The following is a 17,585-nucleotide window of genomic DNA, read 5'->3' as shown; positions in this document are numbered from 1 at the left end:
GCCCCCATCCAGCGCCGCACAAGCCGGCAAACGCCAGTCAACTCTCGCAGGATTTAAAACCGTGGTGAAAGTCATCGCCAGTTCGCTCCGCAAAGGCAATGTCGTCGACAAGGACGGCAAGCTTTATGTGATCCTCTTTGCCGAAAACATCCACCCAGGCAAGGGCACGCCGGTGACGCAGCTCGACATGCGCCGCATCGGCGACGGGGTGAAGGTATCCGAGCGCTATCGCACCACCGAACAGGTGGAGCGCGCCTATGTCGAGGAGCGCGAGCACACCTTCCTTTACGCCGACGGCGAAGGCTATCACTTCATGAACCCGGAAACCTACGACCAGGTGGCGGTGTCGGAAGCCGTGGTCGGCGACGCGGCGCCCTATCTGAAGGAGGGCATGCCGGTGCAGGTGTCACAGTTCAACGGCATCGCGATCGCCCTGGTGCTGCCGCAGCGCGCCACCTTCGAAGTGGTCGAGACCGAGCCGACGACCAAGGGTCAGACGGCATCGTCGTCCTACAAGCCGGCCGTGCTTTCCAATGGCGTGCGCACCACCGTGCCTCCGCACATCGCGCCCGGCACCCGCGTCGTGGTGATGACGGCGGATGGCGCTTATGTGGAGCGGGCGAAGGACTGAGCGAAGCGGGCATTGTTGCCATCTCGGCATTGATGCCCCGCCGACACGGCACAAAGTAAGCTCGCAGTCTCGCTGACCGCGATCACGACTTGGCTGGTGTTTTTGTCCTTTTTGCTTCGACCTTGGCGGAACGCCGTTCAATTGCGACCTCCACCTCCCGCTTCAGCCGATCCTTGATTTCAACTGTCTCGCTCATCAGGGCCTCGATCTTCAGGAAATCGAGGACGCGGTATTTCGACACCGCCGGGCGGACCAGTATGTCGGGCTGGCACTGTTTCAACTTGTTTGCGATGATCGACTGCATCATCAGCTGCGTGGCGCCGAACATCAGGTCGACGGAGGTCGGCTGCTTGCGGTCGGCCTCTTCCGGCGCGCCGACCACGTCGACGCCGATGATGATATCGGCATCCTTCTCGATCAGGTCGAAGGGCACAGGGTTATAGATGCCGCCGTCGATCAGCAGCCTGCCATCGCGCGTCACCGGACGGAAGACGGCAGGAATGGCGGTTGAGGCCGCAAGTGCGGAATGCAGGTCGCCGTCGTCGAACACAGCGAGCTTGTGGCCGAAATAGTCGGTTGCCGTGACCTTCAGCGGGATTTTTAGTTCGGCGAAGCTTTCGGGAATGGCCTCCGGCAGAAACGCCTTCAGGATGCGCTCGACATTGAACTGGCTGACGCGGATGCCATTTTGCATGGCCTCCGCGATCGTGCCAGGCCGCGCCCGCCACATGCGGCTCGCGACCTCGGCGCGGCGGCCGAGGATCGAGCGGGCATAGTCGTGGATATCCTTGCCGCTCATGCCCGAGGCCATGCCGGCGCCCATGATGGCGCCGATCGACGAGCCGGCTATCGCCACCGGCTTGATGCCGAGCTCGTCCAGCGCCTCGATGACATGGATATGCGCCAGACCGCGCGCGCCGCCACCGCCGAACGCTATGCCGAAAGTGGGGCTCATCCCTTGCCGGCTCCCGCCAGCGGCGGCCCGACCACCATGATGGTTGGCTCGGTCGTCAGCAGCTTCTTCGCCGCCGCCTTGACCTGATCGATCGTCACCGCGTTGATATAGCCGGCCCGGCGCTGCATGTAATCGATGCCGAGATCGTCGATCTGCAGCTCGACAAGCGTGGCGGCGATGGAACTCGAGGAATCCAGATTGCTGATCGCATAGGCGCCGATGAGATATTTCTTGGTCGCCGCCAGTTCGGCCTCTGTCGGGCCATCCTCGGCCAGGCGCTTGGCGACGTCGCGCACGATGGCGAGCGTCTCGGCCGCACGGTCCGAGCGCGTCCCAGTGGTGACGATCAGCGCATTGGCATGGTCCTGGTTGACCAGCGAGGAATTGACGCTGTAGGCGAGCCCGCGCTTTTCGCGCACCTCCTGGAACAGGCGCGAGGTGAAAGTTCCACCGCCGAGGATCTCGTTCATCAGCACCGCCGGGAAGAAATCCGTCGCCTTGCGCTTCACGCCCGGCCAGGCGAGCTGCAGCGATGTCTGCGGCAGGTCGTAATTGACCTCGATATGCTGCGCCAGCTTGGGCTCGACATCGGCTACAGGAGCGAGCGTCTGGTCCCGCGGCAAGTCGCCGAACACCATGTCGAGTTTCTTCTTCAGGGTCTCGGGATCGATGGCCCCGACCACGGCGACATGCAAGCCGCCGCGCGCGAACACCGCTTTGTGCAGAGTCTCGAGATCGGCCTGCGTGACGGCGGCGATGCTCTGCCTGGTGCCCTGGTCGGAACGCGAATAAGGGTGGTCGCCATAGACGGCGCGCGCCCACCGGTTCTGCGCCACCGTGTCGGGGTCATTCTCGTTGGCGATGATGCCGGACAGGACCTGCGCGCGGATGCGGTCGATCGGCGCCTGGTCGAAGCGCGGCTCATTGACCGCCAAACGCAACAGGTCGAAGGCTTCGTCGCGCTGTTCCGCCAGCATGCGCATGGAACCGTAGATGCCATCGCGGGCCTCGTCGAAGCTCATTTCGGCGCCGGCGTCGTCAAGCTTGATCTGGAAGGCTTCCGAGTCGAGCGGGCCGGCACCCTCGTCGAACAGGCCGGTCATCAGATTTGCAAGACCCTCCTTCCCCACCGGATCCTGCGTCGAGCCGCCGCCGAAGACGAAGCGGACGGCGACCACCGGTACCGAATAGTCCTCGACCAACCAGGCCGTGACGCCTTTCGAGGAGGTAACGGACTGGATCTCCATCGCGCGGGCGGCAAGCGCCGGCAGAACAAGGAAGAGGACGGAGAGGAAGAAGGTTGCAAGGGCATGGAGGGCCTTCCCTTCTCGCGCGAGGGGAGAAGGGGGAGCCTGGCGGGGAGACGTCAACGCGCCGCTAAACTGGTTCGTCATTATCAATTCCCCGCCTGTTGCTGCGGCAAGAGATAGCCGGTCGTCGAGCGGGCCAATAACAGATAGCGCGCGGCAACGGCCTTGACCTCGTCAGTGGTGACCTTGCGGATGCGGTCCGGCCATTGCTGCACGTCTTGGACGTTGCCGCCGGTGGCGAGCGTCGAGCCATAGATGTTGGCCATGGAATCCTGCTTGTCGCGAGCAAAGATCATCGACCTGACATAGCGGTCCTTGGCTTTCTCGAGCTCATCCGGGGTGACGCCGTCGCTGGCGATGCGCGCCACTTCCGCATCGACCGCGGCTTCGACGTCGGCCAGCTTGGCGTCACCGCGCGGCGCGCCGTAGACAGTGAAATTGGTGTCGTCGAGCATGGTGCCCTGGAAGTACGCACCGGCGCCGGAAGCTATGCCCTGCTTGACGACAAGCGCCTGGTAAAGCCGGCTGCGGTTGCCGCCGCCGAGGATCTCGGCCAGCAAATCGAGCGCTTCGGCCTCGCCGGGCTTCGCAGTGTGATAGGAGGGCACGACCCATTGTGTCGAGAAACTCGGCACGCTGACGCGAGCGTCGGAGAGCGTGACCGTGCGCCTGGTATTCTGCTCCGGCTCGACCGGGCGGACGCGCGGCGGCAGGTCCGGCCCGCGGGCCACCTTGCCATAGGTCTTTTCGGCCAGCGCCTTCACCGTGTCCGGTTCGACATCGCCGGTCACGATCAGCACGACGTTGTTGGGCCGATAGTATTTGTTGTAGAACGCGACCGCGTCAGTGCGGTTCAGTTGCTCCATCTCCTGCATCCAGCCGATGACCGGGATGCGATAGGGCTGGTTCTGCCATAGCGTGGCATCGACCTCTTCGTCGAGCACGGCCTGCGGATTGTTGTCGATGCGCGAGCGGCGCTCCTCCAGGATAACATCGCGTTCGGTCTTGATGACGTCATCGGTGAGGATGAGGTTGCGCATGCGGTCGGCTTCGAAGCTCATCATCAGTTCGAGCGCCGACGGCGCCACCGTCTCATGGAAAGCGGTGTAGTCGTAGGATGTGAAGGCGTTGTTGGAGCCGCCAATGTCGGAGACGGCGCGGTCGAACTCGCCGGCCGCGTGGTGGGCCGTGGCCTTGAACATCAGATGCTCGAAGAAATGGGCGATGCCGGATTTGCCCGGCGGCTCGTCGGCGCTGCCGATCTTGTACCAGACCATGTGGGTGACGATCGGCGCGCGGTGATCGGGAATGACGACCACTTCCATGCCGTTGTCGAGGAGGAAGTCCGTGACCTTGAACTCGGCCGGCAGGGTGCTCGGCAATACGGGGCCGTCCGCCAGGACGGGGTCGGTCATGAACAAAGCCAGCGACGTCGCCAGCAACGTGGCCCGCAGCCATTTAGTCCTGGATGTCATCGATGGCTCCGGTTTCATGCAGCGACGATAGGCAAGGCGCTGGCGACAAGCAAAGTGAATTGTTGGTCATGTTGCCGGCAAAGGCGGCGGCAAAGAGGCCACTGCTGAAAGCAGGCCTGTCAGGCAGCCTCGATGAAGCGGATCACGGTCTCGCCGTAGTTGCGCTCATCAAGGACGGAAAAGCCCGGGCCCGGCTCGAAGGGAACCACCGCCGTCTCCTCGACCACACAGAGTGCGCCTGGCCGCAGCCAGCCGCCGGCCTGGGCCGACCGCAGGGCTTGCTCGCCAAGGCCCCTGCCATAGGGCGGATCGGCAAAGACCAGGCCGAACGGCGCCAGCGTGCCCGCCTCGCCAAGCCCGGTTGCATCACGGCGGAAGATCTTGGTGCGTCCGGTCAGGCCGAAGGCTTCGACATTGTCGCGGATCAGACCACGGCCCTCGGCCGATTCCTCGATAAAGACGCCATAGGATGCCCCGCGCGACAGGGCTTCCAGGCCAAGCGCACCGGTGCCGGCGAACAGGTCGAGCACGCGCGCGCCGTCCAGTTGCCCGGCAAAGCGATGCGCCAGAACGTTGAAGACGGCCTCGCGGGTGCGGTCGGTCGTCGGGCGGATGGCGCTGCCACGGGGCGTCGCCAGCGGCCGCCCGCGAAACTCACCGCCGACGATTCTCATCTTGTCCGGGGGCCCTTGGGGCCGCCGCGCGGCCGCTCGCCGCCACCGGCGCCTCCTGGACGCTCGCCACGCGGCTTGCCGAATGGCTTTGCGCCACCTGGTTTGCCGGCGGGCTTGCCATAAGATGGCTTGAACGACGCCTTGCGTGCCTTGTTCTCGGCCGCCTTGGCCGCATCGGCCTCCGCCCTGCCCTTGCCGATCGGCCGGGCTCCCGGCGCCATCCAGACATTGGCCTTGCGCTGGCCGGGCGGCTCGATCGGCCGTTGCTCGCGTTCGGATTTCTTGCCGCCGCCACGAGGCTTGTCACCGAATCCGCCGCGCGGCTTGTCGCCAAAACTTCCACGCGGCTTATCGCCAAAGCCGCCGCGCTCCGGTCGCGGGCCGCGATCGCCGAAGCTCTTTTCTGGTCTCTCGCCCCTGTCGGGGCTCGTCGACAGTTTGCCGAGCGCCTCGTCGCGGCTGCCTTCCCGGCGTTTGCGGTTCTTGATCAGTCCGCCCTCGCCGATCGGCCGGCGCTCGCCGTCTCGCGTAAACTTCGGCCGTTCGGGCTCGACCTCACGCACTTCGGTACGCCGCACCGGCTGGTTGGAAAACGGTTTTGTTATCTCAGCGTCGAAATTGGCGCCGGATTCCTCGACTAGGCGCTCGCCAAGCTGGTCGCGCAGCACCCGGCCCTTGATCTCCAGAACATGGCCCTCGGCGAGATCCTCGAGCTGGAACGGACCGTAGGAGATGCGGATCAGCCGCGTGACGTCGAGGCCGAGCGCGCCGAGGATGTTCTTGACCTCACGGTTCTTGCCCTCGCGCAGACCGATCGTCAGCCAGGCGTTGGAGCCCTGCTCGCGATCCAAGCTGGCTTCGATGGCGCCGTAGAAAACGCCGTCGACGGCAATTCCTTCGCGCAGGCCGGCGAGCGCGCTTTCCTCGACCTTGCCATGAACGCGCACGCGGTAGCGGCGCAGCCAGCCAGTGGCCGGCAGCTCGAGTACGCGCGACAGGCCGCCATCATTAGTCAGCAGCAGCAGGCCTTCGGTGTTTATATCGAGGCGGCCGATGGTCATCAGCCGCGGCAGTTCGGCCGGCAGCACGTCGAAGACGGTCTTGCGGCCTTCCGGATCGCGGTTGGTGGTGACGACGCCGGCCGGCTTGTGGAACAGGAACAGGCGCGTGCGTTCGATCGGCGGGATTTCCATGCCGTCGAGATGGATGATGTCATTGGGCATGACGTTGAACGCCGGCGAGGCGAGCACCTTGCCATTGACCTTGACGCGGCCGGCGGCGATCAACTCCTCGGCGTCGCGGCGCGAGGCGAGCCCGGCGCGTGCCAGCCGCTTGGCGATGCGCTCGCCGGCTTCTTCCGTTGCTTCGGCAGGCCGAGGGCGCGGCTTGAAGCCGCCGCCAGACGCGCCTTGCGGCCGATCTCCGAAATCACGCTTGGGTCTGTCGCCGCCAAAGTCACGCTTTGGACGGTCAGCGAAATCCCGCTTCGGACGATCTCCGAAATCACGCTTGGGACGGTCGAAGCGCTTTTCACCGCCCTCCGCCGAAGCAGAAACCGGGCGGTCGCCGCGCGGCGCGTAGGGCTTGCGTGGTCCCTCGCGCTTTTCATATGGCTTGCGCTCGCCTTCGGCCGGAATCGGGCGGTCGCCGCGCGGCGCGTAGGGCTTGCGTGGTCCCTCGCGCTTTTCATAAGGCTTGCGCTCGCCTTCGGCCGCCATCGGGCGGTCGCCGCGCGGCGCATATGGCTTGCGCGGGCCTTCGCGCTTTTCATAAGGCTTGCCTTCGGGGCGGGGTCCCTTGCTGAACGGCCTGTCGCCGCCCTTGAAGTCCCGCTTCGGCCGGTCGCCGTCGGCGGCCGTCGGCCGATCGCCACGTGGCGCATAAGGTTTTTTCGCAGCAAAGGAGGGCTTCCCGCCCTTGCCGGCATCGCGGCCACGTGCACCTGCCGATTTCGGGCCACTCCTGCCCGGGCCGGCTTTGCGCGGAGATTTCTTGTCGTTGTCGTCCATGTGGCCTTTGTCCGTTTGCGCTGCTACAGCGTGGCGCATCCGTTCGGCGCGCAACGGACGCTGTAGCACTTTTGATTTGGCGCATGATCATTTCCGAAAATCGAGTCCGATTTTTCGGGTTGATGCGCTCCATAACAGGATCACCGCCGGGTGGCGAGGACATAATGGGAAGACAAACCCCTTGAAGAGGCCGGATTTCATGGCCTTGGCGCTAAAAGAGGCCGAAGCGGCAGCCTTGCGTGGCGAAGTGCCGGTCGGCGCGGTCATCGCCAATGGCGGCGCGGTTATTGCCAGTGCCGGCAACCGCACGCGCGAGCTTGCGGACCCGACAGCCCATGCCGAGATGCTGGTGATCCGTGAAGCCTGCGGCAAACTCTCGAGCGAGCGGCTCACCAGCCATGATCTCTATGTCACGCTGGAGCCCTGCGCCATGTGCGCCGGGGCAATCTCCTTCGCCAGGCTGCGCCGTCTCTATTTCGGTGCGGCCGACGAAAAGGGCGGCGCCGTCGTCAACGGCGTGCGCTTCTTCGCCTCTCCGACCTGCCACCACACGCCCGACATCTATCCGGGCATGGCCGAGACCGAAGCGGGCCTGCTGCTGAAGGATTTTTTCAGGGAACGTCGAGATTGAGCCAAGGACGCTGCAAGATCAGCGGCGCCACTGTTCCTACAGCGACGGCAACCAGTCGAACCAGCCGCCCTTCTTGCCCTCGGCCTTGGCCTTGAGGCGGCGTTCCTTCTTGTACTCGTCTTCGCCGAGTTCGTTCTGCGGCGCGGCACCGGAGGCGGTGCGGTAGGCCAAGGGCGGTTCGCTGAGATATTTGCGCGTGTTCGGGTCGCCCTGTTTGCTGTCGGCAAGGCGGCGCTGGATCTCGGCGGCGCGGCCCTTGTCGGAATCGGCGGGTTTCCACGCCGGCGGGTGGCTGGATCCTGAATCCTCCATCGCCCTTTTCACCGATGCCGGATCCGTCTGCACGTCATCGACGATCTCCGACTGGTAGGCCGGATCATTCTGATGCGCGGTGGCGTCGGCGCGCAGGCGCGCGCGACGCTGCTCGGGCGATTCGGGCCAACCGGCGTTTGCCGTCTGGATGCTTTCCTGCGGGGCAGGCAGCGCTTCCTTCTGGCCAGGTGCCGGCTTCACCAGGGTGGGACGTGGCTTGTAGTCGATCGGGTCCTTGCGCTTCGGCGCGAAGGAAACGGCGCCTGTAAGATCGCCGGCCAACTGTTCGGCGGCCGTCTTGTCGGTGCCATAGGTCGGAGAGCCCATGCAGCCGGACAAAGCAAGGCCCGATGCGACAAGCGGCGCCAGCAGCGCAAGGCGCGCGTTATATCTTTCGGTCATGCCAAAAAGTCCCACTCTAGACAACCTCTCGATCGCACCGGCCTTGTGTCCGGTCCCCATCGTGCAAGCACTTGCGACGGAAATCCGGCGACAATTTGTCTTCCGGAGTTTCGCGTGTTTACCTCAACCGCTCGTTAAGGGCAACGCACCGGCGGGTTTGCACCCGCGCGGCGTGGCGTTTGTGCACTTCTTTGGGCGACAGGCACTAGAGCCTTCCCAGCGCTTTCAGTTCGTGCAGCACCGCGGCATCCCGTGCCGAAACATCCGGGAACTCGGGATCCTGCCCGACATCGGCGGTGTAGCGCCACGAACGCGCGCATTTGACCAGGCCGCGATCCTCCGCTTTCTCGACGACCACGGCAACACCCTTGACATCGTCGAGGGCGAAGGCGGTTCGCGGCGCCTGGCCATGGGCAATGACGAGATCGCTGGTGATCGCCATTTCAGCCATGTCGACGTCCGATATCGCCGCCTCGAGCGTCGCGTCGTTGATCGTGACCACGGGGACGGCCTCCAGCGACGAGCCGATCACCTTCCGGGCACGCGCAATCTCGAGGGCGCCGGTGACGACGCGGCGCACCTGCCTGACGTTGCGCCATTTCTCCGCCAGCGCCTCGTTCCTCCAATCCGCCGGGATTTGCGGGAACTGGTCGAGATGCACCGACATCGCATCGGGATGACGCTCGAGCCACGCCTCCTCTGTGGTGAACGGCAGCATCGGCGCCAGCCATTTCACCAGGCAGTCGAAGAGATGGCGCACCACCTGGACCGAGGCCTTGCGCTTCACGCTCGACGGGCCGTCGCAGTAGAGCGCGTCCTTGCGGATATCGAAATAGAAGGCCGACAGCTCGACCACCATGAAATCGAGCACTGCGCGCGTGATGCGCTTGAACTCGAAGGCGTCGTAGCCCTGGCGCACCACCTCGTCGAGTTCGGCCAGCCGGTGCAGCATCAGCCGCTCAAGCTCCGGCATCGTCTCCAGGGGAACGACCTCACCATCGTCATGGGCGAGCGTGCCCAGCATCCAGCGTATGGTGTTGCGCAGCTTGCGATAGGCGTCGATGTTGGTCTGCAGCACGTTCTTGCCGAGCCGCTGGTCTTCCCAATAGTCGGTCGTCACCACCCAGAGCCGCAGGATATCGGCGCCGGACTGCTTGATCACATCTTGCGGCACGACCGTGTTGCCGAGTGATTTCGACATCTTGCGCCCATCCTCGTCCATGGTGAAGCCATGGGTGACGACGGTGTCGTAAGGCGCCCTGCCCCTGGTGCCGCAACTTTCGAGCAGCGAGGAGTGGAACCACCCGCGATGCTGGTCGGACCCTTCGAGATAGACGTCGGCCGGCCACTTCAGGTCGGGCCGGTCTTCCAGGGTGAAGACATGTGTCGAGCCCGAATCGAACCAGACGTCGAGAATGTCCATCACCTGCTTCCATTTGGAGGCATCGTGATTGCCGAGGAAGCGCTCCTTGGCGCCGGGCGCGAACCAGGCGTCGGCGCCTTCCGCCTCGAAGGCGTCCATGATGCGTCGGTTGACGGCCTCGTCCTTCAGCACATTGCCATCCTCGTCGGCGAAGACGGCGATCGGCACGCCCCAGGCGCGCTGGCGCGACAGCACCCAGTCCGGGCGCTCCTCGATCATGGCGCGGATGCGGTTCTGGCCGGCGGCCGGGACAAAGCGCGTCTCGTCGATCGCCTTCAGCGCGCGGCCGCGCAGCGTGCTGCCGTCGCCGAGGTCCTTGTCCATGTAGACGAACCATTGCGGCGTGTTGCGGAAGATGACCGGCTTCTTCGAACGCCATGAGTGCGGGTAGCTGTGCTTCAGCCGGCCGCGCGCGAACAGCGCATTGCGCTTGATCAGCTCGTCGATGACCGCCTGGTTGGCGTTGCCCTTCTTGCCATTGTCGTCGATGACGCGCGCGGGTCCGCCTTCGCGGTCCGGGCCGAAGCCCGGCGCATCCTTGGTAAAGAAGCCGGCGTCGTCGACGGTGAACGGGATTTCGGTGTCGATCCCACGTTGGCGCAGCGCGGGCGCGGCGTCCATCCAGGCATCAAAATCCTCCCGGCCATGACCGGGAGCGGTGTGCACGAAGCCTGTGCCGGCATCGTCGGTGACGTGGTCGCCGGCAATCATCGCAACCGGGAATTCATAGCCACCACCGAGGCCCTTGAAGGGATGCGAAAGCACAAGATTTCCAAGCTGTTCGGCGCTGATGCCGTGAAGACGCTTCAAGATGACCTTGGCCTTGGTCTGGCTTTCCTCGGCCAGCGCATCGGCAAAGATCAGCTTCTCGCCTGGCTGCGGGCCAAACGCATTCTCGGCCGCCTCCACCTCGTAGAGGCCATAGGACACACGCGGCGAATAGCTGACGGCGCGGTTGCCCGGGACGGTCCAGGGCGTCGTCGTCCAGATGACTACATGAGCATCCAGCAGGTCAAGCGACCGACCACTCAGGTCCGGATCGAGCTCCGCCGGCTGCCCGTCCACGACACTGGCGACGACGAGATTGGCCACCGGAAACTTCGCCCAGATCGTGTCGGACTCGTAGTCCTGGTACTCGATCTCGGCCTCGGCGAGCGCAGTCCGCTCGACGACGCTCCACATCACCGGCTTCGAACCACGGTAGAGCTGGCCGGACATGGCGAATTTCAACAATTCGCCGGCGATGCGCGACTCGGCGTGGAAGGCCATGGTCGTATAAGGGTTCTTGAAATCGCCGACGACGCCGAGACGCTGGAACTCTCCACCCTGCACCGAGATCCAGTGCGCGGCGAATTCACGGCATTCCTGGCGGAATTCGTTGACCGGCACCTCGTCCTTGTTCTTGCCCTTAGCGCGGTATTGTTCCTCGATCTTCCATTCGATCGGCAGGCCGTGACAGTCCCAGCCGGGCACATAGTTCGAGTCATAGCCGCGCATCTGGAATGAGCGGGTGATGACGTCCTTGAGGATCTTGTTCAGCGCGTGGCCGATATGGATGTTGCCGTTGGCATAGGGCGGTCCGTCATGCAACACGTATTTTGTGCGGCCCGCCGCGCTCTCGCGCAGCTTCCGGTAGAGGTCCATGTCCTGCCAGCGCTTGACCAGCACCGGCTCCTTCTCGGGCAAGCCGGCGCGCATCGGAAACTCCGTCCGCGGCAGATAAAGGGTCTTCGAATAGTCGATGGTCGATTGGGTTTCGTCGGTCATTGGTCTGCCATGTGCATGCCGGGCCACGTGGCTTGCGGCGTGAAATTCTATTTTACACGCATGCCGTTCCCAAAAACGGGGCCCACTCGGGGGCGACATGCTTTGATGATCTGGAAAAGCGCGAGAGGCCGCGCGCACTATTCCCGGCGGCTCCTACAGCCTTCAGGCTGCTGGGAACACCGGGCTGGTAATTCGTATCGTCGGCGCGTGAAGGCGCAAAAAGCTCGTCATTGCTGGGCTTTTAGCGGAGAAGAGCGCAGGAATAAAGCGTCTCGTTCGATTCGCTTACATGTTGAAGTCGAAGCGGTAGGTGGTCGACACGCCGACCATGAACTGGTTGCGGTCACCACGCTCCCTGACCAGGCTGGAATCGGCGGCCGGACCCTTGAGGCGCGAATATTCGCCAAACAGGCTGGCGGTCATTGGATCGGTCACCTTCCAGGTCACCGCGCCACCGAGGCCAACGGATTTCAGGCCGCCGCCGGGATTGTACTGGCTCAGGCCCGAGGCCACGGCTTCCTGCGCGTTGACACCGTAATAGGCATCGAAATAGTTCGCCGAGGCAAACGACACGCGCGGGCCACCCGAGATCCTGACGGTTGGCGTCACATCGTAGAAAGCATCGGCGGCGATGTCGGCGACAAAGCCGTTATGGGCTCGGATGCCATGCCGCAACTCGGCACGCGCGCGCATCCAGTCCGTCGGATAAATTTCGAAGAAGCCGCCGACCTCGCCGCCCCAGCGGACCGGGTCGAGCCCCCTGAGTTCGTCGGCATCGCCGTCGTCGCGCGAGAACAGGAACTTGCCGGTCAGACCGGCGCGGACGCCGCCATCGTCGACGAGCGCCAGCGAAATATTGTCGTTGCGCGAGGTGAAGCGAGCAGCAGGGCCGGCCTTGCCAAGCGAAATGATAGGCTGGGCGCTCAGCATGTATTTCTTGCCGCCCTCGAAATTGGGCGCCACCAAGCCGGTCGCGCCGACCGTCAGATACCAGTCGCCGGACAACCAGCCGAAAGCGCCATCACCGGCTTCGGCCGCGCCTGACATAGCGAGCACGACAGTGGCTAGGGCTACAGAAATCTTCCCGACCTGACTCATGGTCACTCCACTAACACGATACAACTGTCCTGCGGCGACAGCTTTGACGAGGCTTTGGTAAAATTTGATTTAAGGGCGAGACATCCGGCGCGTGTTGCCTGCGCCGTCGCGCCCGCCATCGGCTGGACGCGGGTCGGCGCCGAGGGTAACCTCCTGCATGCTGGCGGTCCTCCATGGAGGTGGCGACATGACCTTGCACGGCGATACTCTGAAGAACGCGATCGGCCAGACTCGCGACAAATGGGGCTGGTTCGTCGGTCTGGGCGTGGTGCTGCTGATCCTCGGCGGCATTGCCTTCGGCAATCTGTTCATCGCCACCGTGGCTTCCGTCTACGTTGTCGGATGGCTGATGCTGGTGGCCGGCATCATCGAGATCATGCATGCCTTCGGGGTCAAGACCTGGGGCCGCTTCTTCTACTGGCTGCTCAGCGGACTGCTTTATGCCGTCGCAGGGTTCTTCGCTTTCGACAATCCGCTGCTCGCCTCGGCGGTGCTGACCTTCCTGCTGGCCATCGCGCTCGTCGCTTCCGGCGCGCTGCGGGCCTGGGTCGGCTACAGCCACCGTCCGGAGCGCGGCTGGGGCTGGATTGTCGCGGCAGGCGTCATCAGCGTGCTCGCGGGCCTGATCATCGCCATGGGCTGGCCGGTCAACAGCCTGTGGGTGCTCGGACTGTTCCTGGCGATCGACCTGATCTTCCAGGGCTGGACTTTCATAGCCGTCGGTCTTGCGTTGAGGAAATAGGAACTCGTTTCCCCTTTCGGGATCATGGCTTCAGAACGCCACCGCGGCGTCCAGGCCGGAGAGCGGCTTGGCGCCGCCAAGCAGCGCGCGGGCCTCGGCTTCATCGCGCTTCATCTGCACGACCAGTGCGTCGAGCCCGTCGAACTTGATCTCGCTGCGCAGGAACCCGAAGAACGACACCTCGCAAGTCTCGCCATAGAGATCGCCGGAAAAATCGAAGACGAAGGTTTCCAGGAGCGGCGCGCCATTGTCGTCGACGGTCGGGCGGCGGCCAAAGCTGGCGACGCCGTCGTGCAGCGTACCGTCCGCGCGACGGAAGCGGACGGCGTAGATCCCTTCCTTGAGCGTGGCTTCCGCCGGAAGCCTCATATTGGCTGTGGGAAAGCCAAGCGTTCGCCCGAGCTGCTGGCCGCCGACAACCTCGCTTTCCACCGTGAAGCGATAGCCGAGCAGACCGGCGGCCTCGGCCACCTCGCCCTTGCAAAGCAAGGCACGGATGCGGCTCGACGAAACCACCTCGGCGCCTTCGTCGCGAAAGGCGTCGACGAGGGTAACACCGAAGCCGTGGCGCTCGCCGGCAGCCATCAGATAAGCCGGCCCGCCCTGGCGGTCCTTGCCGAAATGGAAATCGAAACCGGTCACGGCGTGGGTGATGCCCAGCGCCCTCTCCAGCACATCGGTGACGAAGGCTTCCGCCGACAGCGAGGCGAAGTCGCGCGTGAAGGGCTGCTCGACGAGCGCGGCAAAGCCCAGCAGCGACAGGAGGCGCGCCTTCATCGGCGGCTGCGTCAGCACGAAAAGCGGCAGATCAGGCCTGAAAACCGTTCGCGGGTGCGGTTCGAAGGTCAGCACCAGGGCCGGTACGCCACGCCGCACGGCCTCCGCCAATGCCCGTTCGAGCACGGCTTGATGGCCGCGGTGGACGCCATCGAAATTGCCGATCGCGACCACGCCCTCTCGCAGATCTGCGGGTAGCGGCGCGGTTGTCGTAAGATGCTGGAACGCGACCATTGCCACCTACTGCAGTCTTGCGATCACTGCCACCGGACGAAAGCCGTGCCGCTCCAGGAAGAGCCCGAGCTTTGCCGGATCCGGCCGGGATGGATCGCCATAGTCGCGGGCATGAATGCCGCCAGAGACATAGAGGACGTCGAAACCATTGTCGGCAGCGCCCTTGACGTCGGTCATCATGCCGTCGCCGATTGCCAGTATTCGCGAACGCCCAACCGACCGGCCGAGTATCTCGGCCACCTCCTTCATCGCGACCTCGTAAATCGGCGCGTAGGGTTTTCCGGCGATCAGCGTGCGACCGCCGAGCTGCGCGTAGTCGCGCGCGAGCGCGCCGGCGCACCAGATGATCCGTTCGCCGCGTTCCACCATGATATCGGGATTGGCGCAGATGAACGGCAGGTTCCTGGCGCGCAACCGGCGCAGCAGTTCCGTATAGTCGTCGGGTTTTTCGACCTCGTCGTCGAACAGCCCGGTGCACACGACGCCGGTGGCCTCGAACTCCTCGACGAGTTCGACATCGAGGCCGTCATACAGGGTCAGATCGCGGTCGGCGCCGATGTGGAAGACCTTGCGCGGGCCCTCCGCGATCAGATCACGGGTCACGTCGCCCGAGGTCACCACACGGTCATAGGCTGATGGTGGGACGCCGATCACGCTCATCTGCGCCACGACATCGGCGCTGCGGCGCGGCGAATTGGTGATCAGAACGACAGGAGTGCCGTCCGCCCTTGCCGCCGCCAGCGCAGCCGCGGCAGCCGGAAAATGCCATTCGCCATTGTGCACCACGCCCCAGACATCGCAGAGAATTGCCGAATAGGCTTTCGAGACATCTTCGAGCGAGCCGACGATTTCAGGCGAATCCGCCATGCCGTTTCCTTCAGTATGATCGTTGCGGTTACAGCGGCCGACGGTTCTCCGCGGCCGGTTCGAATTATCCGAACCGGCCCATGCTGTCACCAGCTTTCGCCTTGATCGGCGCGAATTGCGGCGCAAGCCGCGGCCTTGATTGGTTAGCGGTTGGTGAAGCGCCGACCAAGCAATAGAGCGGTTTCCCAAACCCGTCTTTCAGCGTTTCGTGGAAAGCTGGCGCCGGCCGAGAATCCGTCGGCGGGGGCCGCTGCAAGCATGTTTGAAATCTGGCGTCAGTTCCGCCGCGACAGGCGCGGCAACTATGCTCTCATGACGGCTGTGGCGATGGTGCCGCTGATGGGCGGCCTGGCGATCGCGGTCGATTTCACGGAAATGAACCGTGAAAAGCAGATGGTGATGAACGCGCTCGACGCCGCCAACTTCGCCACGGCCCGCCGGCTGACGGAAGGCGCCACCGACGACCAGTTGAGAGCCTACGCGCTCGACTTTTTCAACGCCAATTTGAACGACATCGATCCCGCCAGCGCGACGCTCAACGTCACCTTGCCGAGCAACACCAGCGGCGGCGGCCTGCTGACCATGACCGCCCAACTCAATTACAAACCGTATTTCTACCCCGCCTTCGCCCAGTTCGTCGGCAAATCGGCGACCGATGCCAACCAGAGGCTCAGCGTCAACGTTACCTCGCAAGTACGGCTGAAGAACACGCTGGAGGTTGCCCTGGTGCTCGACAATTCCGGATCGATGGTCACGCCCGGCACCGGCTCAGGACAGATGCGCATCGATCTGCTCAAAACAGCGGCCAAGCAACTGGTCGACACGCTTGCCCAGCAGGCCGCGATGATCAAGCAGGTCGACAGGCCGGTGCAATTCGGCCTCGTGCCCTTTGCCGCCTCCGTCAATGTCGGCCCCGGCAACGGCAACGCCTCGTGGATGGACACCGAGGGTCTATCGCCGGTATCGAACGAGAATTTCGACTGGTCGACGCTGAACACGGCCAACAAATACGCCCAGCAGACCAACGGCATCTGGTACAAGCGCGGCACCGGCTGGGGAACCGAGGAAGGCCAGATGCTGACCCGGTTTTCGCTCTACCGCGACATGAAGGTCGTCACCAACCACGAGCGTGTCGTCAATAGCAAGCGCGTGGTCTGCGACGAATACAATTCGAACAACACCTGCAAAAGCAGCCACAACGAATACGACTATGTCGATTCCTACGGACCGTTCGCCAGCTGGCAGGGCTGCGTCGAGGCGCGGCCCTACCCTTACAATATCAACGACGCCACGCCGTCCGGTGGCTCGGCCAATACCGGCATCGCCGTCGGCGATCCGGCAACGATGTTCGTGCCGATGTTCGCCCCCGACGAACCCGGCAATCACTGGAAGCTCACCCAGGACCCCGACGAGGCCGCACCGGTAACTTATGGAGCCATCAACAGCTGGTGGAACGACGATCCATCGAGCAGCAGCGGCCAATCTCGGCTGCGCAACATGGCCAAATATTTCCAACCGCGGCCGATCGATGCGCCGGCGCTGCCCGCCGGCAACGGGCCGAATTACAGCTGCACCACCAACCCGATCACGCCGCTGACCGACGTCAGCGTCGCCGACGGGCTCACCTCGATCAAGGCGGCGATCGACCTGATGCAGCCGAATGGCGGCACCAATGTTCCCGAGGGTATGGCCTGGGGCTGGCGGGTGGTCTCGAGCGGAGAGCCGTTCACGCAAGGGCGCCCGGAAACCGAAAGAGGCAACGACAAGGTGGTGATCGTGCTGACCGACGGCGCCAACACCTATTATACGCCATCCTCGCTGGGCTACTCCGACCCCGCCAATTCGAAATCGACCTACGCGTCCTTCGGCTACCTCAACCCCGGATACAACGGCACCCCAATCGGACGCCTGTTCATGGGCACATCGAGCGCCATCGGTCAGTTCGACTATTCGAACGGCAACTATACCAATGCCCTCAACGAGCAGATGGCCACGCTCTGCAACAACGCCAAGGCAGCCAACATCATGGTGATGACGGTGGCGCTCGACCTGTCGACGACCAAGACCAGCGACAAGCTGGCGATCGATGCGCTGAAATCCTGCTCGTCGAATTCGCGCTTCCGCAAGGATGCGACGGATCCGAGCAAACCGGCGAAGCTGTTCTGGAATGCGACCGGCGCCAGCCTCGCAAACGATTTCAAGGAAATCGGCAACGAGCTGTCCAACCTGCGCGTGGTCGGCTAACCCGAGTTCCTTCCCCTGGCGCAACGCCCGACGC

The 17,585-nt window shown here is 64.0% G+C and carries 14 protein-coding genes; 4 read left to right on the top strand and 10 right to left on the bottom strand.

Annotated elements, in window-relative coordinates:
* Window positions 1-61 precede the first annotated feature (61 nt).
* Entirely contained in the window at window positions 62-631 is a 570-nt protein-coding gene (gene efp / locus ACVWWD_RS18180) for an elongation factor P (RefSeq protein WP_023782984.1), read from the top strand.
* A gap of 82 nt (window positions 632-713) precedes the next feature.
* Here the strand turns inward: efp and ACVWWD_RS18175 are convergent, their stop codons facing one another.
* The 5 genes from ACVWWD_RS18175 to ACVWWD_RS18155 all read right to left on the bottom strand — a co-directional run bounded on the left by ACVWWD_RS18175 (window position 714) and on the right by ACVWWD_RS18155 (window position 7,054).
* Complete coding sequence (locus tag ACVWWD_RS18175) at window positions 714-1,586, bottom strand: patatin-like phospholipase family protein (protein ID WP_352550390.1); 873 nt, start codon at window positions 1,584-1,586, stop codon at window positions 714-716.
* Complete coding sequence (locus ACVWWD_RS18170) at window positions 1,583-2,980, bottom strand: M16 family metallopeptidase (RefSeq protein ID WP_352550389.1); 1,398 nt, start codon at window positions 2,978-2,980, stop codon at window positions 1,583-1,585. Before ACVWWD_RS18170 ends, ACVWWD_RS18175 begins: the two co-directional genes overlap by 4 nt.
* 2 nt (window positions 2,981-2,982) lie before the next feature.
* Window positions 2,983-4,371 carry a M16 family metallopeptidase gene (locus ACVWWD_RS18165; protein WP_352550388.1) on the bottom strand — a complete coding sequence of 463 codons (1,389 nt, stop codon included), beginning with the start codon at window positions 4,369-4,371 and terminating at the stop codon, window positions 2,983-2,985.
* A 119-nt stretch (window positions 4,372-4,490) separates the two neighbouring features.
* A complete protein-coding gene (rsmD, locus tag ACVWWD_RS18160) occupies window positions 4,491-5,045 on the bottom strand; it encodes a 16S rRNA (guanine(966)-N(2))-methyltransferase RsmD (protein ID WP_023774541.1) in 555 nt (184 codons plus the stop codon).
* The gene (locus tag ACVWWD_RS18155; RefSeq protein WP_023774542.1) at window positions 5,042-7,054 is read right to left on the bottom strand and encodes a pseudouridine synthase; all 2,013 of its coding nucleotides are present in this window, start codon (window positions 7,052-7,054) and stop codon (window positions 5,042-5,044) included. The genes rsmD and ACVWWD_RS18155 overlap by 4 nt, the downstream gene beginning before the upstream one ends.
* Before the next feature lie 181 nt (window positions 7,055-7,235).
* On the opposite strand from ACVWWD_RS18155, the gene ACVWWD_RS18150 reads away from it, so the two are divergent.
* Window positions 7,236-7,685 carry a nucleoside deaminase gene (locus ACVWWD_RS18150; protein ID WP_023782980.1) on the top strand — a complete coding sequence of 150 codons (450 nt, stop codon included), beginning with the start codon at window positions 7,236-7,238 and terminating at the stop codon, window positions 7,683-7,685.
* A gap of 36 nt (window positions 7,686-7,721) precedes the next feature.
* On the opposite strand, the gene ACVWWD_RS18145 is transcribed toward ACVWWD_RS18150, so the two are convergent.
* The 3 genes from ACVWWD_RS18145 to ACVWWD_RS18135 form a co-directional block, all read right to left on the bottom strand.
* Window positions 7,722-8,399 carry a metal ABC transporter substrate-binding protein gene (locus ACVWWD_RS18145; RefSeq protein WP_023774544.1) on the bottom strand — a complete coding sequence of 226 codons (678 nt, stop codon included), beginning with the start codon at window positions 8,397-8,399 and terminating at the stop codon, window positions 7,722-7,724.
* Window positions 8,400-8,604: 205 nt separating this feature from the next.
* Window positions 8,605-11,589, bottom strand: a complete 2,985-nt coding sequence (gene ileS / locus ACVWWD_RS18140; RefSeq protein ID WP_457103223.1) for an isoleucine--tRNA ligase — start codon at window positions 11,587-11,589, stop codon at window positions 8,605-8,607.
* Between the two features lie 285 nt (window positions 11,590-11,874).
* Window positions 11,875-12,687 (bottom strand): MipA/OmpV family protein, encoded by an 813-nt coding sequence (locus ACVWWD_RS18135; protein WP_352550385.1) that lies wholly within the window; start codon window positions 12,685-12,687, stop codon window positions 11,875-11,877.
* Between the two features lie 187 nt (window positions 12,688-12,874).
* On the opposite strand from ACVWWD_RS18135, the gene ACVWWD_RS18130 reads away from it, so the two are divergent.
* Window positions 12,875-13,429, top strand: coding sequence for an HdeD family acid-resistance protein (locus tag ACVWWD_RS18130; protein WP_023795547.1), 555 nt, complete (start codon window positions 12,875-12,877; stop codon window positions 13,427-13,429).
* A gap of 30 nt (window positions 13,430-13,459) precedes the next feature.
* On the opposite strand, the gene ACVWWD_RS18125 is transcribed toward ACVWWD_RS18130, so the two are convergent.
* Window positions 13,460-14,440, bottom strand: coding sequence for a bifunctional riboflavin kinase/FAD synthetase (locus ACVWWD_RS18125; RefSeq protein ID WP_352550408.1), 981 nt, complete (start codon window positions 14,438-14,440; stop codon window positions 13,460-13,462).
* A 6-nt stretch (window positions 14,441-14,446) separates the two neighbouring features.
* Entirely contained in the window at window positions 14,447-15,307 is an 861-nt protein-coding gene (locus ACVWWD_RS18120) for a TIGR01459 family HAD-type hydrolase (protein ID WP_352550384.1), read from the bottom strand.
* A 258-nt stretch (window positions 15,308-15,565) separates the two neighbouring features.
* Between ACVWWD_RS18120 and ACVWWD_RS18115 the strand changes: the two genes are divergently transcribed.
* Window positions 15,566-17,551 carry a TadE/TadG family type IV pilus assembly protein gene (locus ACVWWD_RS18115; RefSeq protein ID WP_352550383.1) on the top strand — a complete coding sequence of 662 codons (1,986 nt, stop codon included), beginning with the start codon at window positions 15,566-15,568 and terminating at the stop codon, window positions 17,549-17,551.
* Window positions 17,552-17,585 lie beyond the last annotated feature (34 nt).

The organism is Mesorhizobium sp. URHB0026 (assembly GCF_054059755.1).
The sequence above is the reverse complement of the archived record's forward strand: the minus strand, read 5'-3'. Positions and strand labels throughout refer to the sequence as shown.